The sequence below is a fragment of the Sphingobacterium sp. UBA1897 genome (assembly GCF_002337775.1).
GTDB lineage: Bacteria > Bacteroidota > Bacteroidia > Sphingobacteriales > Sphingobacteriaceae > Sphingobacterium > Sphingobacterium siyangense.
Genome location: NZ_DDGR01000029.1, coordinates 29,102 through 53,622, shown reverse-complemented (window position 1 = coordinate 53,622; position 24,521 = coordinate 29,102). Strand labels below are relative to the sequence as shown.

24 protein-coding genes and 1 pseudogene are annotated in these 24,521 nt (G+C 39.3%); 11 read left to right on the top strand and 14 right to left on the bottom strand.

Annotation, left to right across the window (positions count from 1 at the left end):
* The first annotated feature begins 66 nt into the window (after positions 1 to 66).
* Positions 67 to 822: a response regulator transcription factor gene (locus B4N43_RS20395; RefSeq protein ID WP_075992811.1), complete on the top strand. Its 756-nt coding sequence runs from the start codon at positions 67 to 69 to the stop codon at positions 820 to 822.
* Between the two features lie 59 nt (positions 823 to 881).
* On the opposite strand, the gene msrB is transcribed toward B4N43_RS20395, so the two are convergent.
* From msrB to B4N43_RS25450, 4 genes and pseudogenes are all read right to left on the bottom strand, one after another.
* Positions 882 to 1,301 (bottom strand): peptide-methionine (R)-S-oxide reductase MsrB, encoded by a 420-nt coding sequence (gene msrB / locus B4N43_RS25460; protein WP_349675893.1) that lies wholly within the window; start codon positions 1,299 to 1,301, stop codon positions 882 to 884.
* Between the two features lie 108 nt (positions 1,302 to 1,409).
* Positions 1,410 to 1,877: pseudogene (msrA, locus tag B4N43_RS25455) on the bottom strand (peptide-methionine (S)-S-oxide reductase MsrA); the annotation flags it as partial.
* A 401-nt stretch (positions 1,878 to 2,278) separates the two neighbouring features.
* Complete coding sequence (locus tag B4N43_RS20385) at positions 2,279 to 3,703, bottom strand: transketolase C-terminal domain-containing protein (RefSeq protein ID WP_312460959.1); 1,425 nt, start codon at positions 3,701 to 3,703, stop codon at positions 2,279 to 2,281.
* Between the two features lie 49 nt (positions 3,704 to 3,752).
* Positions 3,753 to 4,232: a 1-deoxy-D-xylulose-5-phosphate synthase N-terminal domain-containing protein gene (locus B4N43_RS25450; protein WP_349677187.1), complete on the bottom strand. Its 480-nt coding sequence runs from the start codon at positions 4,230 to 4,232 to the stop codon at positions 3,753 to 3,755.
* A gap of 73 nt (positions 4,233 to 4,305) precedes the next feature.
* On the opposite strand from B4N43_RS25450, the gene B4N43_RS20380 reads away from it, so the two are divergent.
* From B4N43_RS20380 to B4N43_RS20370, 3 genes are all read left to right on the top strand, one after another.
* Positions 4,306 to 5,724 carry a PLP-dependent aminotransferase family protein gene (locus B4N43_RS20380; protein ID WP_286736026.1) on the top strand — a complete coding sequence of 473 codons (1,419 nt, stop codon included), beginning with the start codon at positions 4,306 to 4,308 and terminating at the stop codon, positions 5,722 to 5,724.
* A 76-nt stretch (positions 5,725 to 5,800) separates the two neighbouring features.
* The gene (locus tag B4N43_RS20375; protein ID WP_088161728.1) at positions 5,801 to 6,316 is read left to right on the top strand and encodes an N-acetyltransferase; all 516 of its coding nucleotides are present in this window, start codon (positions 5,801 to 5,803) and stop codon (positions 6,314 to 6,316) included.
* Positions 6,317 to 6,525: 209 nt separating this feature from the next.
* The gene (locus B4N43_RS20370) at positions 6,526 to 7,824 is read left to right on the top strand and encodes a hypothetical protein (protein ID WP_286736025.1); all 1,299 of its coding nucleotides are present in this window, start codon (positions 6,526 to 6,528) and stop codon (positions 7,822 to 7,824) included.
* Between the two features lie 152 nt (positions 7,825 to 7,976).
* Here B4N43_RS20370 and B4N43_RS20365 read toward each other — a convergent pair whose 3' ends face one another.
* Positions 7,977 to 8,378, bottom strand: coding sequence for a helix-turn-helix domain-containing protein (locus B4N43_RS20365; RefSeq protein WP_145326836.1), 402 nt, complete (start codon positions 8,376 to 8,378; stop codon positions 7,977 to 7,979).
* Positions 8,379 to 9,308: 930 nt separating this feature from the next.
* Between B4N43_RS20365 and B4N43_RS20360 the strand changes: the two genes are divergently transcribed.
* Both B4N43_RS20360 and B4N43_RS20355 read left to right on the top strand, forming a co-directional pair.
* Positions 9,309 to 10,649, top strand: a complete 1,341-nt coding sequence (locus B4N43_RS20360; protein WP_286736024.1) for a M60 family metallopeptidase — start codon at positions 9,309 to 9,311, stop codon at positions 10,647 to 10,649.
* A gap of 171 nt (positions 10,650 to 10,820) precedes the next feature.
* Positions 10,821 to 11,150: a YegP family protein gene (locus B4N43_RS20355; protein ID WP_145326834.1), complete on the top strand. Its 330-nt coding sequence runs from the start codon at positions 10,821 to 10,823 to the stop codon at positions 11,148 to 11,150.
* 105 nt (positions 11,151 to 11,255) lie between these two features.
* Here the strand turns inward: B4N43_RS20355 and B4N43_RS20350 are convergent, their stop codons facing one another.
* The 4 genes from B4N43_RS20350 to B4N43_RS20335 form a co-directional block, all read right to left on the bottom strand.
* Positions 11,256 to 13,376: an ATP-binding protein gene (locus tag B4N43_RS20350; RefSeq protein ID WP_286736022.1), complete on the bottom strand. Its 2,121-nt coding sequence runs from the start codon at positions 13,374 to 13,376 to the stop codon at positions 11,256 to 11,258.
* Positions 13,377 to 13,523: 147 nt separating this feature from the next.
* A complete protein-coding gene (locus B4N43_RS20345) occupies positions 13,524 to 14,042 on the bottom strand; it encodes a methylated-DNA--[protein]-cysteine S-methyltransferase (protein WP_286736021.1) in 519 nt (172 codons plus the stop codon).
* 123 nt (positions 14,043 to 14,165) lie between these two features.
* A complete protein-coding gene (locus tag B4N43_RS20340; protein WP_286736020.1) occupies positions 14,166 to 15,392 on the bottom strand; it encodes a sensor histidine kinase in 1,227 nt (408 codons plus the stop codon).
* 230 nt (positions 15,393 to 15,622) lie between these two features.
* A complete protein-coding gene (locus B4N43_RS20335) occupies positions 15,623 to 16,717 on the bottom strand; it encodes a PAS domain-containing sensor histidine kinase (RefSeq protein ID WP_286736019.1) in 1,095 nt (364 codons plus the stop codon).
* Positions 16,718 to 16,948: 231 nt separating this feature from the next.
* Here B4N43_RS20335 and B4N43_RS20330 point away from each other — a divergent pair, with 231 nt between their 5' ends.
* Entirely contained in the window at positions 16,949 to 17,404 is a 456-nt protein-coding gene (locus tag B4N43_RS20330) for a GNAT family N-acetyltransferase (RefSeq protein ID WP_286736018.1), read from the top strand.
* Positions 17,405 to 17,454: 50 nt separating this feature from the next.
* Here B4N43_RS20330 and B4N43_RS20325 read toward each other — a convergent pair whose 3' ends face one another.
* Positions 17,455 to 17,976, bottom strand: a complete 522-nt coding sequence (locus B4N43_RS20325; RefSeq protein WP_286736017.1) for a DinB family protein — start codon at positions 17,974 to 17,976, stop codon at positions 17,455 to 17,457.
* A 194-nt stretch (positions 17,977 to 18,170) separates the two neighbouring features.
* Entirely contained in the window at positions 18,171 to 19,751 is a 1,581-nt protein-coding gene (locus tag B4N43_RS20320) for a discoidin domain-containing protein (RefSeq protein ID WP_286736016.1), read from the bottom strand.
* Between the two features lie 251 nt (positions 19,752 to 20,002).
* Between B4N43_RS20320 and B4N43_RS20315 the strand changes: the two genes are divergently transcribed.
* Complete coding sequence (locus B4N43_RS20315) at positions 20,003 to 20,494, top strand: YdcF family protein (RefSeq protein ID WP_286736015.1); 492 nt, start codon at positions 20,003 to 20,005, stop codon at positions 20,492 to 20,494.
* 63 nt (positions 20,495 to 20,557) lie between these two features.
* On the opposite strand, the gene B4N43_RS20310 is transcribed toward B4N43_RS20315, so the two are convergent.
* Complete coding sequence (locus B4N43_RS20310) at positions 20,558 to 21,670, bottom strand: acyltransferase family protein (protein WP_286736014.1); 1,113 nt, start codon at positions 21,668 to 21,670, stop codon at positions 20,558 to 20,560.
* Between the two features lie 241 nt (positions 21,671 to 21,911).
* Between B4N43_RS20310 and B4N43_RS20305 the strand changes: the two genes are divergently transcribed.
* Positions 21,912 to 22,352 carry a hypothetical protein gene (locus tag B4N43_RS20305; RefSeq protein WP_286736013.1) on the top strand — a complete coding sequence of 147 codons (441 nt, stop codon included), beginning with the start codon at positions 21,912 to 21,914 and terminating at the stop codon, positions 22,350 to 22,352.
* A gap of 34 nt (positions 22,353 to 22,386) precedes the next feature.
* On the opposite strand, the gene B4N43_RS20300 is transcribed toward B4N43_RS20305, so the two are convergent.
* A complete protein-coding gene (locus B4N43_RS20300; RefSeq protein WP_286736012.1) occupies positions 22,387 to 22,686 on the bottom strand; it encodes a hypothetical protein in 300 nt (99 codons plus the stop codon).
* 1 nt (position 22,687) lies between these two features.
* Complete coding sequence (locus tag B4N43_RS20295; RefSeq protein WP_286736011.1) at positions 22,688 to 23,200, bottom strand: ATP-binding protein; 513 nt, start codon at positions 23,198 to 23,200, stop codon at positions 22,688 to 22,690.
* A gap of 196 nt (positions 23,201 to 23,396) precedes the next feature.
* On the opposite strand from B4N43_RS20295, the gene B4N43_RS20290 reads away from it, so the two are divergent.
* Positions 23,397 to 23,960 (top strand): Crp/Fnr family transcriptional regulator, encoded by a 564-nt coding sequence (locus B4N43_RS20290; RefSeq protein WP_286736010.1) that lies wholly within the window; start codon positions 23,397 to 23,399, stop codon positions 23,958 to 23,960.
* 76 nt (positions 23,961 to 24,036) lie between these two features.
* Complete coding sequence (locus B4N43_RS20285) at positions 24,037 to 24,471, top strand: hypothetical protein (RefSeq protein WP_286736009.1); 435 nt, start codon at positions 24,037 to 24,039, stop codon at positions 24,469 to 24,471.
* Positions 24,472 to 24,521: the final 50 nt, after the last annotated feature.

Genomic DNA, 24,521 nt, shown 5'->3' with positions numbered 1-24,521 from the left:
AGTTTGTCCAAATAAAAGCTACACTTGAGTGTAGTTTTAATTAACTTCGACATTTAGAATTTCGTTATGGATTTTAACGCGCTATTTTCACAAAAAAATACTGTTGATCGTCTTTCAGAAAAGGACATCCAGCAGACCCACGGCTATATTGAGCTCGTCAAAGCCTTCTCACGGATTACTTATCAGAGTATTTACCTAATCGATTACCAAGCTAAAAGTTTTGAGTTTGTTTCAGACAACCCGCTGTTTCTAGCTGGTTTAACAGCCAAAGAGGTGATGGAAATGGGCTATGGCTTTTATCAAAAATATGTTCCATCTGATGATTTCCAGATGCTCATTACGATTAACGAAGCGGGGTTTAGCTTTTATGAAAAAATACCCATTGAGGAACGGAAGCTTTATGTTATATCGTATGATTTTCAGATACAAAATGCACACAACAAGTTTATTTTAATTAATCATAAACTGACACCTGTTTTTTTGACAGAAGAGGGGAAAATATGGAAAGCAATTTGTATCGTGTCTTTATCCACTAATATATCTTCAGGTAACGTGACTATCGAAAAGTTGCACTCCAACTTAGTATGGGAATTGGATCTGTTGACTGGGAAATGGAACTCCCAGAAAAAGATTAATCTTACCGAACGTGAAATAGAGATTTTACGTTTTTATCATCGAGGTCTGACCATTCATGAAACTTCGGAGAAAATTTTCGTTTCCATTGATACGGTGAAATTTCATCGGCGAAAATTATTTGAAAAGCTAGGGGTAAGCAACATGAATGAAGCATTGGTTTTTGCATTGAATAATAGGTTATTATAAGGGTAGCCTGAAGGATTCTGAAATGTTCAGAGCAAGCGCCTCCAATGAGGCGCTGCAGCCTATTTTTTTACCAATAATGGCAAATACTTTTCGTAACCCTGTGCTTTCATCTTGTCTTTTGGAATAAATCGAAGTGAAGCACTGTTTATACAATAGCGCAGACCACCTTTATCTGCCGGTCCATCGTTAAAAACGTGGCCAAGGTGTGCATCACCAGTTTTGCTGCGTACTTCCGTTCTGCGCATCCCGTACGAATTGTCGGAGTGTTCTTGAATCAGGCTATCGCTAATCGGTTTGGAAAAACTGGGCCACCCACATCCCGATTCAAATTTATCTGTAGAAACAAATAAGGGTTCTCCGGTTGTGATATCGACATAAATACCTTCCCTAAATTCATCATTATAGGCATTGTCAAACGCGCGCTCCGTTGCACTGTTTTGTGTAACATCGTATTGCAATGGAGTCAACTCTTTCTTCAAGGTCTCCTTATCTGCTTTTTTATACGTGTTTTTAACGTCCGCTTTCGCTTTTTCGGGGTTGGCATTTCGCGCAAGTTTAAATAAATCAGGGCTTATATGGCAATAACCGCCAGGGTTTTTGTCCAGGTATTTTTGATGATAAGCTTCAGCATTATAATAATTCTGTAAAGGTTCTATTTCCACCACGATTTTGCTGTTGTATTGACTTGCTAAAGCAGCTATCTGTTCTTTGATAACAGCGGCATCATCCGCATTGGTATAATAGATTCCTGTACGGTATTGTGTACCGATATCGTTGCCTTGTTTATTTAATGAAGTTGGATCAATTGTTTTGAAGAAAAGGTCTACGAGAAGCTTTAGATCGACAAGCTCCGGGTCGAAGGTTACCTTTACCGTTTCGGCAAAACCTGAGGTTCCTGTCGAAACTTGTGCGTATGAAGGGTGCTGAAGGTTTCCATTGGCATAGCCAACTTCGGTTGCGGTGACCCCGCGGACTTGTTTAAAGAAATGCTCAGTTCCCCAGAAGCATCCTCCGGCAAAATAGACAACATGATCTTTTTGATTTATAGTATTCATAGTATTTTGTATTGACGGTTTTGAATCTTTCCCTTTTTGTGAAAAGCAAACCTTGCTGATCAGAAATAAGCCTGTCGCTATAGCAAGGAGGACGAATAAGTGTTTCATGGTATGAATTGCTACATGAAAGAAACAACATTGTTTCTTTCATGTAAGCCACAAACACCGTACCTTTCTGGATGTTTGTCTTAGAAGATATAAGCAGTTTTGGTTCTTATAGATTCTTTTTACAATTGAAAGACGAAGTAAATCTATGAAAGGCATGTCCTGACAAAAAGACCTTTTAGGAAAGCTTCGCAAGCTGAATGTCTGACAGGGTCGGTCCTATGCTGTTTAGATCCTATGATCAGACCAAATGATAGTTTAATCTATATTGTTTAAGCACTACTATTGTGACTAAGTTAACTGTTTGGGGAAGACTCGTTCGGCTTAAGGCTACACCCTGAGCCTGCCGATTCGAGCGGGCCCGTGTATAGCTGTCTCACCGTGGCGATAATAGCCTGCTTATTGTAGTAATAAAGTTGGTGAAGCTGTTGCTGTGTACCCTGTACTGCAAAAGTATCGGGCAAGCCAAGTCGCTTCAAGGTCGCTGAGTAGCCATGTTCGGTCATAAATTCCAGTACTGCAGTTCCTACTCCACCAGCTATACATCCATCTTCAACAGTGATGATATAGGAATATGATTGGAATACTTCATGTAATAACGCTTCGTCGAGCGGTTTAAAGAACCGTAGATCATAGTGCCCAACCTGCATGCCTTCCCGGAGCAGTTCGTTGCATGCGTCCTGTGCATATTGACCAACGGGCCCAAGAGAGAGTATGGCAATGTCTTGCCCTGAACAAAGCCTTCTTCCTTTTCCAATTTCAAGTCTTATAAATTTGTCTGATTGCTTCTCTCGACCACCTGGGCCTTTTGGGTAGCGGATTGCAAGCGGTCCGTCAAGAGTGATGTCCTGAGCCGTGAACAACAAATTTTTAAAGTCTGTGAGCGTCATGGGCGAAGCGCCTGCGATGTTGGGTATACAGCGAAGAAAAGCAATGTCGAATGCCCCCTGATGGGTGGGGCCATCGGGGCCGACAACGCCGGCCCTGTCGATACAGAACACGACCGGTAATTTCTGTAAAGCGACGTCGTGGATTAGTTGATCATAGGCGCGTTGTAAGAATGTCGAATAGATCACACAGAAAGGAAGTAGCCCATCAGCAGCAAGGCCTGCGGAAAAAGTAATGGCATGCTGCTCGCAGATACCAACATCAAAAACGCGGTTAGGCATCTGCTGTTTCATTGCCGTCAGCCTGCTGCCGGAAAGCATAGCTGGGCTTATAGCGATAATACGGCTATTATGTTGGGCGAGCTGTATCAGCGTTTCGCCCAGCACTTGCTGAAAAGTTTCCTTGTAGAGTTGCGGTAGTTGGTTTTCTAACCGTATACCTGTCAGTTTGTCGAATTTCCCTGTGGCATGCCATTCCGCCTTGTTTAACATGGCTGGTGTAAAACCTTTTCCTTTTTGTGTTACACAATGCACTATTTTGGGCCCGGGGATATGCTTCAACTGTTCAAATATTTTGATAAGCTTGTGGAGGTTATGACCATCCACTGGTCCAAAATAACGTATTCCTAAGGCCTCGAAAATATTGCTCGAAGCAAATAGCCCTGTTTTTATCAATTTCTCTATTTTTCTAATTGCAGCAATTGACCATTGTGTCCGATCTTTATGGGATGACAGCAGCTTTTTGATCTGTGATTTGAACTGATTATAGGCTTGCCCCGAGGTCAGGTCGGTCAGATAGTTTTGTAGGGCTCCCGTACCGGCATCAATAGACATATCGTTATCATTTAATATAATCAATAGGTTAGGCTGTTCGAAACCTATATTATTTTAAAGCTTCGAATGCTAGACCGGCAGTCATGGCGCCGTCGCCGATAACAGCGATGTGTTGACGGCTGTTATCACCCTTATACCTGGCTGCGCAGGCCATACCCAGAATTGCTGATAGGGATGTGGAAGAATGACCTGTACCAAAGGCGTCAAAGTTATTTTCTTCCATAACAGGAAATCCGCTTATGCCGCCTAGAAGTCTGTTCGAATGGAAGCGAGCCGCTCTCCCTGTGAGTAGTTTATGGATATAAGCCTGATGACCAACGTCCCAGATCAATTTATCCTTAGGGGTGTTAAATACATAATGAACTGCTATAGTAAGTTCTACAACACCAAGGCTTGAACTAAAATGACCGCCATGTGTAGCAATATGGTCAATGAGGAAGTTTCTTAGTTCCTGACTTAATTCGGGTAATACCTCCTGTGGAAGAGCACGTAATTCGCTAGGGCTATTGATTTGATAATTACCTGTCATTTCTTTTTTAGACAAATTTAGATTGATTAGATTTGCGATACAGGTACAGTATAGGTAAAAGTGATCAATACAGATGAAGAGCTATAAATTTGAAATTTTTACACAAGCAATTGAGAAAAATATAAAATCAGGAGTCTATAAACCGGGGCAAAAGCTGCCTTCAGTACGCGAGTTTAAAGATTACTACGGTTTAAGTATGAGTACTGTTCAGTCAGGTTATGAGTATCTTATGATTATTGGTTTGGTGGAGAGCGTTCCGAAATCTGGCTACTATGTCAGTGCGAAGAATGAAATGCTGGCAGAACCGGAAGGGCGTCGACGTCCACCGGTAGTAAGGGATGCTGTCTTTGAGCAAGGGCTTGGTCTGACAACAGCGTCACCTGTGGGGCGGGGTTTTTCGGAATTTAATGTTGCTGCCCCAGGGGACCTTCTTGTTCCGCAAAAACTTTTACTTCGGACCATGCAGCGGGTCATTCGGGAACAAGGGGCAGGGTTACTACGCTATTATCCATCTAACGGTTCGGTACAATTGAAGGACAATATTATCAGGCGTGCGGCCTCCTATCAGACCTTACTGCATGCAGATGAACTGCTGATCACAGATGGCGCCCTGCAGGCTTTGTATATCGCCTTGGCTGCTGCATGTGAAGCCGGAGATATTGTTGCTGTGGAAAGTCCGTGCGTATTTTCTGTATTGGAGGTCATTCGGGTGCTCAAGCTGCGCGTTATTGAAATTCCTGTTCTTACTAAAGATGGTTTTGATATAGACTTTTTTAGACAAGCGTGTCAAGGAAGTGCTGTAAAAGCAGTCGTCCTAACACCGAATTTTCATAATCCAACAGGTATTTTGCTCTCAGATGAACAGAAAATTGCTTTATTGGCGATTGCTCATAAATATCATGTTGCTGTAATCGAGAACGATATCTATGGAGACCTGAACTTTCAGGGGAGCAGACCATCCACACTAAAACAATTTGATGAAAGCGGATTGGTCATGACGTATTCATCGTATTCAAAAACCCTGGCACCTGGAATTCGGCTGGGTTGGTTAAGCACAGGGCGATTTCTGAAAGATGCTGAACAGATCAAGTTTGCATTGGGCAGTACAGTTTCTCCTCTGAATCAGGAGACCGTAAACCGTTTGATCGGTAGCAGCAGTTACGATCGGCATATTCGTTCACTGAAGATGCAACTGGCAAAAAATGCCTATCTGGCCACCAACCTAATCGCTTCCAGTTTTCCTGAAAAAACCAAAGTGATCACACCTGCAGGTGGGTATAATCTTTGGGTTAAAATGCCTGAAAGTACAGATATGGCGGATTTTTACGCGCAGTGTAAAAAAATTGGTGCAAGATTTACGCCGGGCTATACGTTCTCTTTTGCGAATACTTTTGAACATTATTTTAGGTTGGTCATCGCGGACAAGTTTTCTGCTAAACGAATAGAAGCGATCCAGCATATAGGTCGTTATTTATGTGGGAGCCTGTACTGATGCTAAATGAACAATGTGTATCGAATAATAGCAAGTGATAGCATGTACATTTGTGTATTTAATAGTAGATGCACATATGAATATAGTCACAAAATTTACGGTAGCAACAGAGCAGGGAATTGAAGCGTTGTCAATGCTCACCAAAACTCTAGCCCTAGAAAAATTCGGCAGCTTAGTGGAGCCAGCTGAACTAGACAATTACATTGCTGATAGTTTTAATTCCAAAACACTTGTCAACGAAATAAACAGTATGTCAAATCAATGGCTGGTAGTATATGCTAACGATCAGCCGATGGGTTATGCCAGAATAACCTCGAAAGGGCAGAAGCCGGATGGCTTGGCAGGTAAACGTGTGATTCGAATCGCGGATTTCGGTGTCTGCCAGCATGAGGCTTTGCAGCAAATGGAGGTATCATTAATGGACAAATGTCTTGCCGTATGCAGTACCTACGACGTGATTTGGATCAATGAACCCTTAAGAAGTTCGTTGATCGGACTTTTTGAACAGAATGGATTTGTAAAACAACCAGGTATTAGCAGACTCGATGGATTGAACTTGGAATCAGTAGTATATCTCAAGGAGACTTTGTAGTTCAAAGAGTCTTTATATTGATGTATAAACACAGCATAGTCTATGTTGAGCAAAAAAGTACACATATTAAGTGTGCTTTTTTTTGTTTAATGATAGATATTTTAGTGATATAATGTATTTTTAGGGATTTAAAAGAAGATGTTTGTCAAATTCTAATAATCTCTTTTTAACTAAAAAATATCATTTATAACCGTTTTCACAAGTGTTTAATGAAGAAAATATCTATAACGTTTCTATATCTTTTGCTCAGTGCATTAGCGCTTGGACAAGAATCTAAGGAGACAAAGCCAGACAGTATCGTTCAATATTTTAGTGAAATTAAAACTGCAACTAAAATTGGTTATTCGTTATGGAATAGGGATTTATATGGTGATATTATTTTGGTGGAGCCTCAGACACGACAGCTATTTAGTAATAACTTTGGTGCCGATAGTTCGTTTGTGCAATATAAAAATAGCTATATTGGTAAATTGCCCGACAGTGTAAATATTGCCAATACGTCTTTAACGTGGAATGGCCGCACTTGGGCGATGATTATGTTGCCTTTATCTAAAGATTATTATGCACGGATCAATTTGTTGGCTCATGAATTGTTTCATTCCGCACAATCGGCTTTGGGCTTCGTTCAAAATAACAGCGAAAGTACCCATCTGGATCAAGAGAATGGACGGATATACTTACGTTTTGAATTGGAGGCGCTTAAAAAGGCGGTTTGTTCAGACGCGCAAGATGAACAACGAATGCACTTGAAGGATGCTTTGATTTTTCGGAAGTATCGAAATTCACTTTTTCCAGGCTCTGCCCATATTGAAAATCAATTGGAACTTAATGAAGGGATTGCAGAGTATACCGGAGTAATGATCAGTGGGAGAGATAAAGAAAAAACAAAAAAACATTTCATTGATGTAATAGACAGATTTTTCAAGAACCCCACTTATGTAAGGTCTTTTGCCTACAATACCACGCCCATCTATGGATATATAATGAGTTTAAAGGATCCGCTTTGGAATCAAAAGATTTCAGTAAATACAGATTTAACTGTATTCTTTATGCGCGAATTGAACATTGAACTTCCGAAAGATCTTGCAGCAACAGTAAAAGCCATTACAGCGGAGTATAATGGAAAACAGATATTCACAGAAGAACAATTACGAGCGGAAAAAATAAAACAGCAAATTGCATTGTACCGTTCCTTGTTTGTGGACCAGCCTCATATGACCATTAAATTTGAGAAAATGAATGTGTCTTTTGATCCGAGAAATATCCTCCCAATCGCGGATTTGGGAACTGTTTATCCAACCATAAGGATCACCGATAACTGGGGGATTCTAGATGTCAAAAGTGGGGCGCTCATGGCGCCCAATTGGGATAAAATAACCGTTAGTAGGCCTACTAAAATCGAAGGACAGCGAATAGAGGGTGAGGGTTGGGTGATGAAACTCAAAGATCAGTATACTGTTCAAAAGGACGAATCGCTGAATAATTACAAGCTTATCAAAAAGCAGTAGCTGCACTATCTTGATTTTTATTCACTGTGCAGCCTTATTGAATCAATATTAAATGTTGGTAAATGCATGAGTATCATGAAACATCGTAAAAAGGTTTACCTAAAGATATTCAATTTTTAACCATCGAAATGAGAGATAGTCGCTGGACAAGTCTAAATATAATCCAATGCGTTTAATGCTCTAAATTTTCGCGGACTAAGACCAGTATGCTTTTTTATAAACCGTGTTAATGATGCTGATGAACTAAAACCATAATACGAAGTCAACTCTTTAATCGGAATCTCCGTAGAAGCTAGTTTTTTGGCAATCTCACTTGCAACAATTTCCTTGACGATCGTGCTGGGTGAAGTTTCATTACTTGAAAGCGTCAATCGATGTAACGCTATTCTTGATATATTGAGCTTTTTCAAGTAGAATTGGAGATCCCAGTGATTCTGAGGATACTGGTGAATAAGGTTTTTAAATTCTACTAGAATGGGGTGTTCTGCTAGCAATGCTGAATTTTGATCCAATTGATTTAACGTTTCGTTTTGTTCCTTTATGTTGTTTTTCATGTTTTAAGATAATCGCTCGTTATTGCCGCACTATAGTGTCTAGGGCTATAGTTTAGGTTAAGTGTTCCATCAATCTTGTTTGATTGCAAGCAAAATTAGCGTATTAATTTCATAGTGTACTTTTCGAATTTAACGATTCGCTTTTTAAAATTATAATTTTTTATCACCGATTGTGGTAAAACCAACCTGCAGAAGACTATCACTGGAAAAATAGGCGGATGAATAAAAACCTGATTCCAATAACAGAGAAATCGCCTTTTTTATTTTAATTTTTGACTGCTGTTTTTTATGATTTTATTTTTCGTTATTCTTTGTATTGTAGGTGTTTATGTTTGTTATCTGTATTAAAAGTTGATTATGGAAACAGGTGTGTTATAACTTTTGGTTATACTGTTTTTTTTGGAGTTTTTCGACTTCACGTAATGATTATTCTGCATAAAGAGAATGATATATAATGTTATTGATGGTAACAGTTGTGATGATCATGTGCTGCCATGTTAGTCCTTTATGATGTGGTGTTCGAGGGAATAACGTTGGGGTTGTGTAATTAGTTTGAATAACATCTAGCTTCTATAGCAGTAGAGAATAGAGGTGTTACTCGTTTCTTGTCATTTTTTTAAAACAGATTTTCTTTATAATTATTTGAAATTTATCAAAGCGAAAAGGTTTTCGTTGATTGTGCAAACGTTTGATGTGGAGTGGTTGATTATTTTTCCGTACAATATATTATATCTTGCTTTTAGATTATGAACTAAAATACTTTGCTGAAGGTGAAGTGAATTCTTTGCAGGGATCATCTGGTTTTCAGGTTTCGATGAACCATAAATCGATTAGAAAAATAAAAACTTCGAAACAGCCGCTGAGGCTTTGAAGGGTGATCGGAAAGAAGTGTTGACAATTAATACAAATTATAAACTTTATTTAAAAATTATGAGAAAGACCGTGTTTTCCTTAATCACGATTTTAGTGATCGCTATGACCACTTCCTGCCGGAAGGATGGTAGCTTAATGTACACTTTACTGAACGATTCCAGCGCAGAATCCTTAGCAATAGCGGATTCGGTCCAACGATTTAAAGTAAGTCCTTCGGCTGCAACTGAGGTTGATAGACTTCAGTTTCGCGCAAATCATAATGAGATGCAAATGACCGGATTTTATGTAGCGCCAAACAGTACTATAACGATAAAAGTAAAAGTCAACTCGGGGACGACAGCAGCACGCTTGGCGATCGGGACGCCTTTTAGAGACAATATTCGACCAGTACGGCAGTATTTTAATCTCCAAGCAGGTACGCAAACGTTCACAGTGGATCAATACGGGGGCTTGGTTTATGTGATTTATACAGCTGATAATTACACAACAACTGGAGAAATAGAGCTTTCTTTTGGCAATGGCTTTATCCCGGTACCTTACTTTCAAAAGGGAATTACCACCCATGAGCAATGGGTAGCTACATTGGATTCGTTGAAAAATACCGTGCCGGATGTCGTCTTCTCGTCAGATCACACCATTATGGTAACCAAAATTGCCGATGCGATGCTGTATAAGAACGAAGATCAACAGCTTATTGTGGATAGACTGGATTCAATTATTGGTTTTTCCAATCGGATCAGTGGTTTGAATGGTACGAGTGGAGTCCATGCCATACCATATAATAAACACCTGATTACCGTGAGAGATTCGAGTGCAGGTGGTTATATGGCTGCTGGTATTTCTATTTATTTCACAGATGCTTTATCTTATCGTATGTTGCAACCAAAATACCTGTCCAATACAAATGGATGGGGAATATGGCATGAAGTAGGGCATACCTATCAACAAAAAGCTTGGACCTGGGGCAATCTGACAGAAACAACCGTGAATGTCTATTCTCTAGCCAGTGAAAGGGGATTTGGATTGCCGGTAAGCCGGGTGACTGCCAATAATTCCTGGCCTAAATTGACGACTTACTTTCAGAAAAACATCGCGGACCGCAACTTTAATTCAGGAGATAATGATTTGAAAATGATTATGTTTCATCAGCTTTGGCTAGGGTTTGGTGATGATTTCTACATCAAACTTAGCAAAACTACCCGCGAGAACAGACCCACAGTTTCAACAGACGCAGAGAAAATGCGCTATTTTATGCTGTCGGCATGTCAGATTGGACAAAAAGATCTTTCGGATTTTTTTAGAAAATGGGGTTTTAAAGTCGATGAATCTGTCTATACGGCGATCAGTAATCTGAATTTGCCGGCTCCTACACAAGATTTAACCGCTTTAAGAGATTAAACTATCTTGCGTACTGTGACGTTGAATCTTTTAGAACAGATGTTAGGAAGTATGTACCTTATTGATGATAAAAAAATTAATCGTTGTTTTACAATAAAAACATTGAAAAGTATTATCTTTAGTATGGAAGTTAATTCCGATAACCACATATTTATTTAATTAATTGAGAAAATGGGTAAATTTGAAGTAAAAACACGGAAAAATGGAGAATTCCAGTTTAATCTAAAAGCTGGAAACGGACAGGTGATTTTAAGCAGTGAAGGCTATACAACTAAAGCAAACTGCTTAAATGGCGTTGAATCTGTAAAAAAGAACGCTCAGGACGATAACAAATTTGATCGTAAAACTTCTACGAACGGTAAGCACTACTTCAACCTCAAGGCTACCAATGGCCAAATTATTGGAACCAGCGAGATGTATGAAAGCGCAAGTGGTATGGAAAATGGCATTGAATCTGTCAAGAAGAATGCGCCTGATGCGACGGTTGAGGAGACAGCCTAAGTCTATTTTCAAATGCCGGACTACTACATGTAAGTGTAAGCAGTCTATCAATAAGCACGTAGGATTTGATAGTAAAGAGCCGGGTAAAAACCGGCTCTTTTGCGTTTATTTTTCTGTTGTCGGGAGTGGGATGGAAAACCAGAAACTACTGCCCAAACCCACGATGCTATCAACTCCTATCTGACCCCCGTGTTTTTTGATTATTTCAGCGGAAATATAGAGCCCCAGTCCAAGCCCCGAGTAAGATTTACCTTCGTGATTAGCTCTATAATATCGATCAAAAATAAATGGCTGTACTGCCGGATTAATACCTTCACCTTGATCTTTGACGGTTATTTTGATACGATCTTGCAGTTGTTCAACCGTAATATTGATTTCTCTCGATTCTGGGGCATATTTAACGGCATTGTTGACAAAATTGACAAGGACTTGTTCCAGACGTTGTTCGTCGGCAAAGATATCTGCATCGAGATCGCCGGTAATATTAACTTGATGGTTGCCTTGGGATATGATATTGTGACAACTGGAGGTAAGTATCTTTGATGCCTTGAAGGTTGTTTTTTCGAGATGAAGCTGCCCTTCACTGATTCGATGCATATTGAGCAGGTCGTCAACAAGTGTAACGATCTTTTTGATATTGACAGCAGACTGATCAATAAGTCTTGAAATGATGTCACTTCCAGTTTTGTCCTTGAATCGTTCCAGCAGTTGAATCGTTCCCTTTAATCCGGTGACGGGCGTTTTTAGTTCATGGCTGGCAATGCCCAGAAAATCATCTTTTTGAGATTCATAATTCTTCCGTTTTGTGATATCCGCCACTACACCAATGAGGTGAGTCGCATTACCTTCTGCATCGTATTTGGGAAGACCCGACGCATTGATCCAATGCAACGATCCATCAGGCCAACGGATGAGATATTCAGCGTGATAAGTGGTCTTGTTCTGGATAGCATCCTGAACTTTTTGATAGACCATTTCGCGGTGCTCCGGGACGATGCTTTGCATGAGGACATCATAGTCAAAGCGATCGTTTTTAGTGAGGCCAAAATTGAGTTTACAGGTTTCCGAGCAGTCCATTTTACCTGTTCTTATATCACGATTGTAAGAACCGAGTTCACCAGCTTTTAGTGCAATTTCCAGCTGATAGTTGAGGGCTTCAAGGTGTTCGTTTCTTTTGATACGCTCCGTAACCTCATTGGCGATGACAATAATAGACTCAGTTTCGCCTTCATCATTCTTCAACGGCTCATAGGTGAAATCAAAATAATGATCGCCCAATACTCCCATAGACTCAAGTCTTGCGTAGGCAGTGTCTCCAATATAATTTTGGCCAGTAGTAAAGACATCATCCAATATCCCCAAATAAGGCTGTCCCTGTAATTCGGGAAGCGCCTGTCCAAGTGGTTTGCCAAGAATGATTTCTGTTTTGTGCCAGAGTTTGAGCATCATATCGTTGGCAACTTCAATGACTAATTCACGACCTGTTAAAATCGCAAAGGCTATTGGGGCCTTATCTATAAAGGATCTGAATCGACGTTCACTTTTTTTGAGGTTTTTGTTGAGCAGCACTGTCAAATCATAGGATTTGTTGAGCTGGCTATTGGTACGATAAAGTTCATCATTGGCAAGTTCCATCTCGTCATTAAGCTCGAGCAGCCGTTGTTGCATGGTTGCCATAGTAATATTGACACCCTCAAGCTCATCAATTTTATCTATGGAAGAACTTCGAAGCTCGATTTGATCCATTGCGGTTCGAGCAAGACCTTCTAATATCTGTCGATCAGCCGCAGTGAAAGCGCGTGGATGTTTGTCGATGACGCACAGTGAACCGATCATAAAACCATCATGCGTAATAAGTGGTGCACCTGCGTAAAACCGTAGTCCAAAATCACCAATTACATTTGGATTGGTCAGTAGGATATCTTCTTTCAGTGTATCTTCAAAGACCGTTACTTTCTTGTCCAGAATAGCTAGACTACACAAGCTTTGCCCTCGATTCGTTTCCTTTGTGGTGCCCATGCCAATATTTGCTTTGAAATAGACAGATTCTGCATCCACCAGTGAGAGCAATGCAATAGGGGCATTGAAGATTTGTGTGGCTAATTTTGCAATTCCATCAAAACTGGCTTCAGAAGGGGTTCCAGTTATTTTATAGCGTCTGAGGGCATTCAGTCTGTCATGTTCATTTTCAGGCATTATATCCATTCCAAACGTATTCTCTATCATAGTGACCGTGTAATTCTTTTCATAAAGATATAGTTTTAATTACAAAAGCGGAGATGCAATTTTTTTTCTCTTCATCGGCAATTCAAAGATTCCCTGAAATGGTTGGTATACCGCAGGATTAACATGCTCCAAGGCTAATAATCAGCATTAAAGATCGAATAGTGTTGGGGTCTGATCGTGTTGTTCAAGGTCCAGCAGGATAGACTTATTGCGAATGCCCCCGGCAAAGCCAACAAGCTTGCCCGAGGTACCAACTATCCTATGGCAGGGGGCAATAATGGCTATAGGATTTTTATTCAACGCGCCACCAACGGCCCGGACGGCTTTGCTGTCGCCAAGTTGCTGCGCCAGTTGACCGTAAGTCCTGGTTGTACCATAGGGAACACCTAAAAGCACTTCCCAGACCCTGATCTGAAAGGCAGTTCCCTGAAAATCAAGCGGAATATCAAATATCTTTCTTTTTTTTGCAAAGTACTCATTCAGCTGCAGTTCTGTCTGTATTAAAACTGGAGCTTGTTCATTGTAGGTTGCTGTAGGAAGTTTTGTGCGGATATAATCCTTGTCCGCCCAAACTAAACCTGAAAGTCCCTTTTCGGTAGCGATTAAGTGTATAGGACCAACTGGTGTGTCGATGATTTTATATACATAATTGGCATTTACTTCCATATTTCCTTTGCGTCAATGTGTATTAGGGGTAAATCTACAAAAATGAACCTATATTGATGAAGCACACAAAGTTTTTTCTACAGTAAATAATCTCATCAAAAATTTTCTAAACCTATATTTGGGTTAACAGCATGTAGGCACTTCGATCTTGGTTTGCTGCTTATGGTTGGGGCAGGATGGCAATCCAACTGTAAAAACGGATCCCTTATTGGGTGTACTTTGGATGTTCACAACACCTTTGTTTCGTTCAATAAGATCCTTGCATAAGACTAGGCCCACACCCGATCCGGGCTCGTCTTCAGTGCCAAAGGACTTTTGCTGAATTTCATTAAAAAGTGCGGCAGACTTCGAAGGGTTAATCCCTATTCCTTCATCCTGAATATGAATATGTGTATAGGTTTCATCGATGCTGGTGTAGATGTTGATATTCCCATTCACATAGCTGAATTTGATCGCATTGCTAATCAAGTTGCGTAAAATAATGATGGTATGATCCCGATTGGCAATTATCTGCGTATTGTTGGGTATATTAATATTGATTTTTAGTTTTTTAGATTGTGTATTCTCATTGAAAACTTTAATAATTTGTTGTATTATAGGTTTGATTAATTGGGGTGATGCTTTGGTATTCATACCTTGCATACTGCTGCTACCCCATTGTAGCAAATCATCCAAAGCTTGGTTCTGCTGCGTAATCTGCTGATAGATCTGTTGGATATATTCCTGGGATGCCGTACTATCGAGCATCTGATTACGAAACATAAATACCAGTGCTTCCAGGTTGGCAAAAGGACTTTTGATGTCGTGCGCGATAATAGAAAAAATTTTTTCTTTGTCCCGATTCATGGATTCTAAGTTGAGGCGTTGCTGCTCAATTTTTTTCATATTCTTATAGATGATATCAAGAAAAAAGTTGACCGCAACGACCATAAAAGCCAGCGCATTGATAATATTGAAAACAGATCTGGATCGTGGAACTTGCTGGCTCAGGGGAAGTATATCAGGAAGCAAATATAACAGTAAAATCAGGAAAGCTACCGTAATACAAAGGACTATATGGATCTTTCGGTTGTCATACATCAACATCGAGACAATCAATGTACACAATAAAAAATATTCGCCGCCATTTTTGTAAAGTAGTGCCCCAGCGAAGAAAAACACAGAATTACTTATCAATAGAGTTGCCTTAGCGATATTGTGTTTCCCATAATATTGAAGCAGAAGGACCGTAAACGAACATATAGAATTGGAGAAATTAATCGCCGATAAAACATAGCGGTGGTCGATAAGATTGAGGATTGAAAAGAAAATTGTCGGAAATAAACATAACAATGCAATCAAATTTATCATGTGCACACGTTTGAAATCGATGTATGACATGCCCGGATGTGCACCAATATGGGAAAATAGTTTCCAATATTTACGAAAATGATTCATAGAGACGTGTCTGATTTTGCTTACAATTTCTAAACACTCAAAATTAGCCATAAATCAGGAGTCCAACAATGATTTTTCTTGAAAGCAGAATAAGATTGACAAAATTTGCCATCAAAGGAAGATAAAAGAGCTAGGTCGCTCGATTAATTTGGAAAAAATAGACGGATTTCGGTCCCTTGGTTCTCCTTACTGAAGATGGCCATCTGCGCTTTGAGTCTTTCAAGGATTTCCTGAACGATAAACAGCCCAATGCCTTTTCCCTGGTAATCCGTTGAATTTGAACCACGGAGTCTTTCCATGCGTATATTTTCGAGTTCATGCTGCGGAATACCGATACCATTGTCTTTGATGATATATAATACACCGTTCGTTACTTTTTCACTATAGATATGCACCGCTGCTTTCTTATTGGCCGAAGAGTATTTGACCGCATTGTTGATCAAGTTTGTAAAGATTTGGTAGATTGCATCTTGATCACTGTTTACTGGAAAAAGGTCACCAAAGATAAGTTCAGTATGTGGGCTACGGTATAGTAATTTCGCTTCCCGGCACCAATTGGGCAATGTATGATCTAAACGAAGAGCTTGTTTCCGTAGTCTATTAATTGGAGCAAGAGTCAGTTCGACCGTTTTGTCGATAATATCAGCAATGTTTTCAAGTGATTGATCAATGACATCATACAATTCGAGCCGTCTATTGGACTGCATATCCAAATGTTCTTTTAGTACACCTATACCCAATTTAGCAAGAGCCAAAGGATTTTTAGCATCATGTGATAGCGTATAGGATATCATGCGCAGGTTGGTTGCGGGATTGATTGTTATATTTTCTTGATCATCAGGTTTCTCTTCGTGTATCTTATGCGTGACATCTGTAGCTGTGTGGAGGATGGAATAAGTTCGGCCACGCTTATCAAAGAGGGGCTTATATTCAAAATCAAAATAACGTTTGATCTTGAAATCACGGTCAATGATCGTTGCAGGGGTTTCAAATGCCTTGTAGGTGACACCGCTCTCCCAGACATTACGGAGTATATCTGTAAATCCTTCTTGGGTAAAAACCGGAAAAACCTCCCCAAAGGAATGTCCAAATATTTCGTTTTTTGTACGCCACATATTTAGCATTCGCGAGTTGGCGAATGCAATATTGAGGTTTGAATTATCATAAATGGCAGTTGCAATCGGCATCTGATTTAATGCTTCAAAAAAAATCGGAATATCCTTTTGAGGTTTTTGCATATTGGGTATTTAATGATCATCTGCTTACCGCAGTGCGACCGTAAAATTAATCAAAAAATTAATCAAAAATCAAGCCAATAGCGATGGTTTTTAATGTTTCTTGGGAAAAATCTGGCCAATCGGTGGGCGTGGAAATAGCGCAATAAAAACACACTAAATTATTATTATATTTAATAAACTTCAAAGGAAATGTAAGTTAACAATAGACAGGGATTTGTAATCATACCAATTATGGATAAGTATTTGGAAATTAGGAAATATGATGTTCAGGATAGAAATAAGCTGATCGATATTCTTCATTTGAATATACCGAAGTACTTTGCACAGAGCGAGGTTGCCGATTTCACAGAATATCTTGACCAGGAAACGGAGACGTATTTTGTTGCACTGGTTAACGGGCAAATTATTGGTGGCGGTGGAGTAGGTTTTTCTGATGATGAGCGCACAGGATTTTTGAGCTGGAGTTTTTTAAATCCAAAATATCACGGATTTGGTTTTGGAAAAAACCTATTGCATCACCGTATTGACTTTCTGTATACCCATCATCAGGTTGAAAAGATCGAAGTCGGTACCTCTCAATTCACGTTCGGATTTTATAAGAAAAATGGTTTTGTATTAAGGGAAATCCATAAAGACTATTGGGCTGAAGGCTTTGATTTATATGATATGGTCCATACAAGAGAATAGACAATACCATTAACACTGATTCGATGAAAAGCTGATGAATAAAGTGTAGCTCATTGATTGAATGAGACCAAGTTTTCCTTGATTTGATTCAGGTGGTGTAAGGGATGATAGCTCATCAGAAAAAACATTTCGCGTATACTGAGTTTGCCGAGCAGAGGATGTGGTAAAACCAGGCTATCGAGCTCCTCTTCATTGTACAGTACAAATAGCTGATTGATTGTAGCCAATACTTCTTCCAGTTGCGCAATCAGACCCTCTTTCTGTGCGGGCAGGATTTCTTCAGGCAAAAATTGACTTGGGGCCTGCCGGCTTGTTTTGAGATAATTGTTACGCACCGTGTCGTAGTCCCAGGTTGCACGTTGGAGGGATCCGAATTTTTGGGCTATATAATCTTTTGATTGAAGTACCTTTGGAAAGGGTAGAAGCGTTAAGAGAATATGTTTTAGCTGTTGACCAGCCGTCCATTTTTCATGATTACGATATGAAAAATGAGGCTCAGGTAATGCCTGGATATAGGCAATAACCGTATAGTGGTTGTCAGAAAAAGTTTTGATCAGTTCTTCTCTATTCATCCTAATTTTAGTGATAAGTGATTATTTCGATCGTTTTTTCTAGCTTATTGATAAGTCTAAGTCAGCATGATCTACTAAAAATATAAAATTATTTGCTAACCTCAATTATGAATCTCACTTATTCGGTGTTGATCAAAGCTAGAAAAGGCCGATATTATTTGCGATATCGGCCCTATATTCTATCGATCTAAATTTTAATATGCACCAAAATCTGCAAGATGAGAATAGAAGAAATCACCCCAAGAACTTGTCGATTCTATTTTAAGGTATTGGGTGCTAATGGATGTATTAAGATCGACATTGATCCAGGAGCCAGCGACTTTGCTCAACTGCGTCGTTTTAATCAACGTCCAGCTTATACCATTTGTACTTGAGTAAATATTGACATTTTTCATCGCTCCATTTAAATTGTCGCGGTTACGGAAAGCAACTCCTTTTACAGTAAGTAATGCGCCCATATTGACGGAGAAGAAATGTGGCTGCGGAGTTTGAGTGGACGACCAGGGAGTATGCCAGACTGTACTTCTATTCATATCCAATACATTGCTTGCCGGTGATCCAGACTCATTACTATCGCTAGCTACAATTGACCAACCTGTGGTCGGTAACAATTTATAGGTCACAACCTTGGATAAATCGGGGATATTGTTAACGAAGTTATAAGCGTATCCTAAGGTAGTACGGCTTCCATTGACATGGAGAAATCCTATTCTCATTTCGTAATTTCCTGTCAGATCATAAAAATCAGCTAATGGGCACTCAAATCGAAAACTATCCTGGCCTATTATTTTTGTAGCCCATTGTACGGCATCATAATCGTTATTCACTCCAAAAGGCTCCCTATCATGCCAAACAACAATGTCATTGACTGGTTTTGTTGTTGTAAATTTCCCCGAAACGATAATCTTATTGTTCACAAAGCTTGATGACAGGGATGTTATTTCTGCAGATGCAGAAGCATACCAGTCACTTCTTGCTACAGGACTGAATACTTGGCTATTGTTAAATGTTGCCGCCGTGGTACCGGTCAAAGAGGTTGTAGATATTCCGTAGGTTGAATTGCCTGAGCCCATTAATGCGGTACCTAAAGTTGGCGCGAGCGTTTTGTTCATTCTGTTGTGGCTGGCATTTAATCCATGGCCCAGTTCGTGAATCATTCCACCTATCCATACAGTTGCTTTCCATCCAATATCACCGCCTATTCCTAAGTTTTTAGCGTCCAGATTTACATAATCTAACGCATAGCAGCTGGTACCTGTACCATAGAATGGAGGGCCTCCCGGATTAGCTGGATCTGTATTGTAGGTTGGAATTATGATTAGATTGTGCTCGCTTTTTTTTCCTGACGGATTTTGATTAAAATAGCTGTCCACTTCCGCCTTCACAGCGCCGCTGCCCCCTGAGTACGGATAAGTAGCTTTACCATATTTTCCAGCGATGTAATGAATATTAATCAGGCTGTCATTGAACAGATCTAATCCGAAGGATTTTCTGCCGAACCCTTCGCGATCCATATTATTTGCAAACATATTTTGGGCGTCCAAAAGGATCTTGCTAAGACGCTTTCTGAAGTTGGGAATGGAATCAACATCATTTGGAACAAAATAGATGACGTTCAGCTTGTAGGGATTACTGTTCCATTCATTTGTTACCGAGCTAGTTGATGTTTTTGCTTTTAGAGTTTCGACACTTTCTTCGGTATTTACCAAGGTCTTGTTACAGGAGGCAGCCCCTAAAGCGAGGGTTGCAAGCATTAGATTTAAAAGTTTTCTCATAATGGTTTATATTGTGTATCAATAAATATAAATAAGGCATCTTTTATTGGTGTGTAAAAAAATAAACTTTTATCATAATTAGTTTAGTCAATCGATTGATTAATCAACTTTGAAAAATGTTTTGTAACATTTTAATTTATTTGAGCATGAAATGATTAAGCATTAATAATGGCTGGACAAAATTTAACCGACTTCTTATTTGGTTTTCATCCAGGTCTTATTACATTTGATTGTATGAATATTTAAATCGTATGGAAAAAATTAAAAACCTGATATTATTGTTGGGCGCACCCAATGATGAGCAGGGGAATCTCAGCGTTATGGCATTAGATAGAAATGAATGTGCCTATAATTTCTATTGTCATAATGAAGGGACTACAATTTTATGTACCGGCGGCATGGGTGAACATTTCAATCGGACAGAAAAGCCGCATGGCGCTTATGCTCAAGCATATCTTATGGAAAGAGGTGTCGCAGAGAGAGATTTACTTCCATGTGTACTATCCACAAATACTTACGAAGATTTTATGCTATCAAAAGAGATCATCAAAAAGATCTCTCCAGATCTCTTCATCGTGATTACCTCTGATTTTCACATGAAGCGAGCGAAATTATTGCAAGAAAAACACATTGACTACCCAAATGTACTGTTTATTGCTGCAAAGTCGACTGTTAGTCCCGACGAGCTTAATTTATTGTTACGGCATGAGCAACAAGCTATCCAGAGAATACTGGAACGTTAAACAGGTGTATTGAACAGCACTATTTTTAGCGGTTGCCCCTTATGCCGGCAACTTTTTTATACATTAACCCAGTTTCTTTCTGAGCCATTTGCGGACAGGTTCGTCATACCATTTCAAGCTGACATAGGCTAGTGCAATACTCGCCACCAAAATCAATAGGGCATAAGGCAAAGCTTTTATAAGCGTCATATCCTTATTGTTGCTGATCCAGGCAACATAAAAATAGACGAAAGGGTAGTGTACGAGGTATAGCGGGTACGAGATGTCACCCAGAAATTTACAGAGCTTATTTTCTAATCTGCTGCTTGATATGCTGCCTGTCCCCAGGTAAACAATCAGGGGGAATACAATGATAATACATACCGACTCATATATCCCGTTCATCCAGAGCTGTTCTGCTCCACCTATACGAGGCATATACAACACAATGGCGATTAAAATACTACAGTATAAAAAAGCATGTCGGATACGGCTCGGGCTCGTTATTCTGGATAGCAGGAGTCCCGCAAAAAAAGGGTACATGGTGCGGGTGATTCCTATGCGCACTTGTTCAGCATTTAATGTCCAGCCACCGCTAACATCTCCAGTAGGACTTGTGATCGCCAAATGGGCGAGTGCCACAGCCGCAATAAAGACCAAAATGCTTAACGCTGTTTTGGATAGTTTGCGAATACCGATGGCATATAGCATATTGGCAATATATTCAAAAAACAATGACCAGCCGACACTATTGAGCGGATGCATTTCCTGCCAGCCACGAATATCCAAAGAGAGGGGAACGGGAAGAATCGTATAACCAATGAGCATTACCAAAAGCATTTTCCAGAGCGGAACGGTGTGAATAAGTGGCCAGATTGTAGAATCTGTAAAATAAAAGCCTATTGCGCCAAGAGTCATACCTAATATAACCATCGGCTGAAGGCGTTCAATACGGCGTTTAAAGAAGGTACCAATAGACATTTTATGCCAGCGATCATCATAGGCATAGCCGATCACAAAGCCAGATAAAAGAAAGAAAAAGTCAACGGCCAAATAGCCATGGTTGACCAAGATATCGAGATGTCCTGTTCCCAATGGCTCCGTGAGATGAAAGGTTACAACGATAATCGCAGCGACGCCTCGTAGTCCGTCTAAAATGGGATAGTGTGGCTTTGTAGAAAGGTTTTTATTGTTCATGGCTTCTGATTGTATTTCGAAGATGTCTATGGACTTGCTAACTGTTTATAAATGTTATTGAATGAATGGCTGAAAATAATGAAATAACAGGTTTAAATTTGATCAAATCGTATCAAAATCCCGATGGTTAGTCTCATTTTTTGTGTTGTACCGAATCGTTTATGTGGATTCACAATTTTTATTGCTGGTACACCCAGCTGCCAGCTTTTATATTCTTATAGAGCGTACATTCCGAGATTCAATGACCCAAATTTTTCATATCTTGCTGTCCAATTCACAAAGGCTTTCTTCGACCGTCAGTTTACGTGAAATCGAGAAGCTCCCTTTGCGCATTGAAAGTCCGCTATGCATTTATAAACATAAATTAATAAAAGAAATGATTGTTGTTAAAGTAACCTATAGTGTCCATGATGACTATGTACATACGAATAAAAAAATGATTGAAAGCTTTCTCAAAGATTTCAGGAAGTTAGATGGAACACAATTTCTGTATACTATTTTGCAGGGTGGTGAAAGCAATACTTTCGTACATATTTCCCAGTATAAGAATAAAGAGATACAGGATCAATTGCTGAAAGTACCGAGCTTTCTCCATTTTCAGGAACAAAGAGATAAAAACCTTGCTGTTGAACCCAAAATTGAGCTTATGAACTTTATAGGTAGCTCAAACGATCCGTTTTAGTGAAGGAGAGACCGCGCTACTGAAAAAGATATGTTTAATCACTATATGCAATTAAACCACTTTGTTTGTTACTTGCAATGTCAAGGATTTGGATGAAGCTTTTTATGTCAGTATCTATTTGGAGTTCCTTGTTTAATATAATTTGCTGAATCTGTTTAATCAGAGCAGTATCGAGCCTGAAATCCGTATAATAGTCAAATCGCGTGGCGATTATGCCTTTTTGCCGAAGGTTGCTGAAAGTTTTTTCGTCTAGTTGTCCAGCGAAAACCAATCCTGCCTTTTCAGGGAAATCTGGTTTTACTTGTTTATCATCAATAATATAAAAATCTAACATCTCAGGATTTAATTTTAGCAAGTATTTGGTTATTACGACTCGATAATGGGCCGTTTACTTCAATAGCTTGTATACCAAAGTCGTCAATCCAATCGCGGAGTAAATCATTAACTTTAGATCTAAGTTTGGGTAGATCCGACTTGTGGTAAGGTATCAAATCGGGTTCTTCAATGGGGACAAACACCAAAAGATCAATTTCGGCCAATACAGCAAAGGCTTTTTCAAAAAGGAACTGAATATTTTTCTTTGGATCAAGAATATGCAGATAAGCTAAGATGTCGAGTACACATCTATCGAATATTACATTGTCTCCGCTTTTTGAAATTAGCTTGGCAGAGTAGTTAAATTGTTCAACGAAATCTTCGGCAGTGGGTTCTTCAAGGAATTCATGCCCCGATGATTCCAGCTGATAGTAGGGTTCTACTTCCAGTGTATATCCGGGAAGCTTTTCTAGAAGCTCTTCTGCTAAGGTGGTTTTACCTACTTTGTGCGTGCCAAATAGGGCAATTCTCATTTTTAAATTTATTTTATGAACTACGCTGTTAATATCTAAGGTAATGTTGTTAAACAAGAAAAGCTAATTAAATATCCGATATGCTAAATAACGATGATCAAATGAAGATTTTACATTGCAATTTTATTCATCATATCCTTGTTTTTCTAACTTTGAGTCTTAATCGGATATAGATAACATAGCGACAGTTCATTTGATGGGAAAAATACAATATTATCTTAAAAACAATACGCGTATTGCCGATGAGCACATAGACCAGATAAGCAGATGCTTCAGACTACAGCATGTAAAAAAGAATACCCTGTTGCTGTCAGAGGGAGAGACTTGTAAAGATTTATATTTTGTTCATCGCGGTAGTATTAGAACATACTTTGTAACCGCGCGAGGGCAGGAAAAAACGAGACATATCGCATTCGAAAATGCTATTATTACCTCAATCTCTAGCTTTATATCGCAAAAAAAGTCAACTGAATTCGTCGAAATGCTCGAAAATTCAGAACTGTATGCAATAAACCATAAAGATTTTTATCAGTTATTGTCAGATATCCCGCTGTGGGAAAAATGTTACCGGCTATTTTTGGAAAGTACTTATTTATGCCAGAATCAGAAGATGGAGAATCGTATAACACTTTCGGCTAAACAGCGCTATGACAAACTCATGAGTGAAGAACCAATCTATATCCAACGACTTTCAAACAGAATACTTGCCTCTTATCTTGATATTACACAGGAAACGTTGAGTAGGCTTAAATCGAAATGATTTTTTGACATACATCAACGCGTCTAAAGTTGGAATGTTTTAAATTTGATTAGTTACATTTTTAAAAATAATCAATATGTATTTAGATCCAGATAACCACGTCGTTAAACTTTGTGCCCAAGGTATGGACATCGAGGGTAAACCGGAAGAAGCAAGCAAATTATTTACTCAAGCTTGGAATGAAGCGATAAATGACTTTGAAAGATTTATAGCAGCCCATTATATAGCAAGACATCAGAAGAGTGTTGCAGACAAATTGAAATGGGATGAGACGGCCTTACATTTGGCTCAAGAAATAAAGGACAACGATGTCGGCGGGGCATTCCCGTCGCTTTACTTGAATATTGCCAAATGCTATGAGGATCTAGGCGATGTTGAAAATGCAGAAAAAAATTATCAATCAGCACTTTCGTTCACGGACAAATTATCTGATGACGGATATGGAAATATGATTAGAGGAGGTATTTTGAACGGAATTAAAAGGTTAAAGTCATTGAGTGAGAATAGATAACATAATCGTCCAGTCTTTGTTACTTACAATTCATATAAACAAAAAAAGCT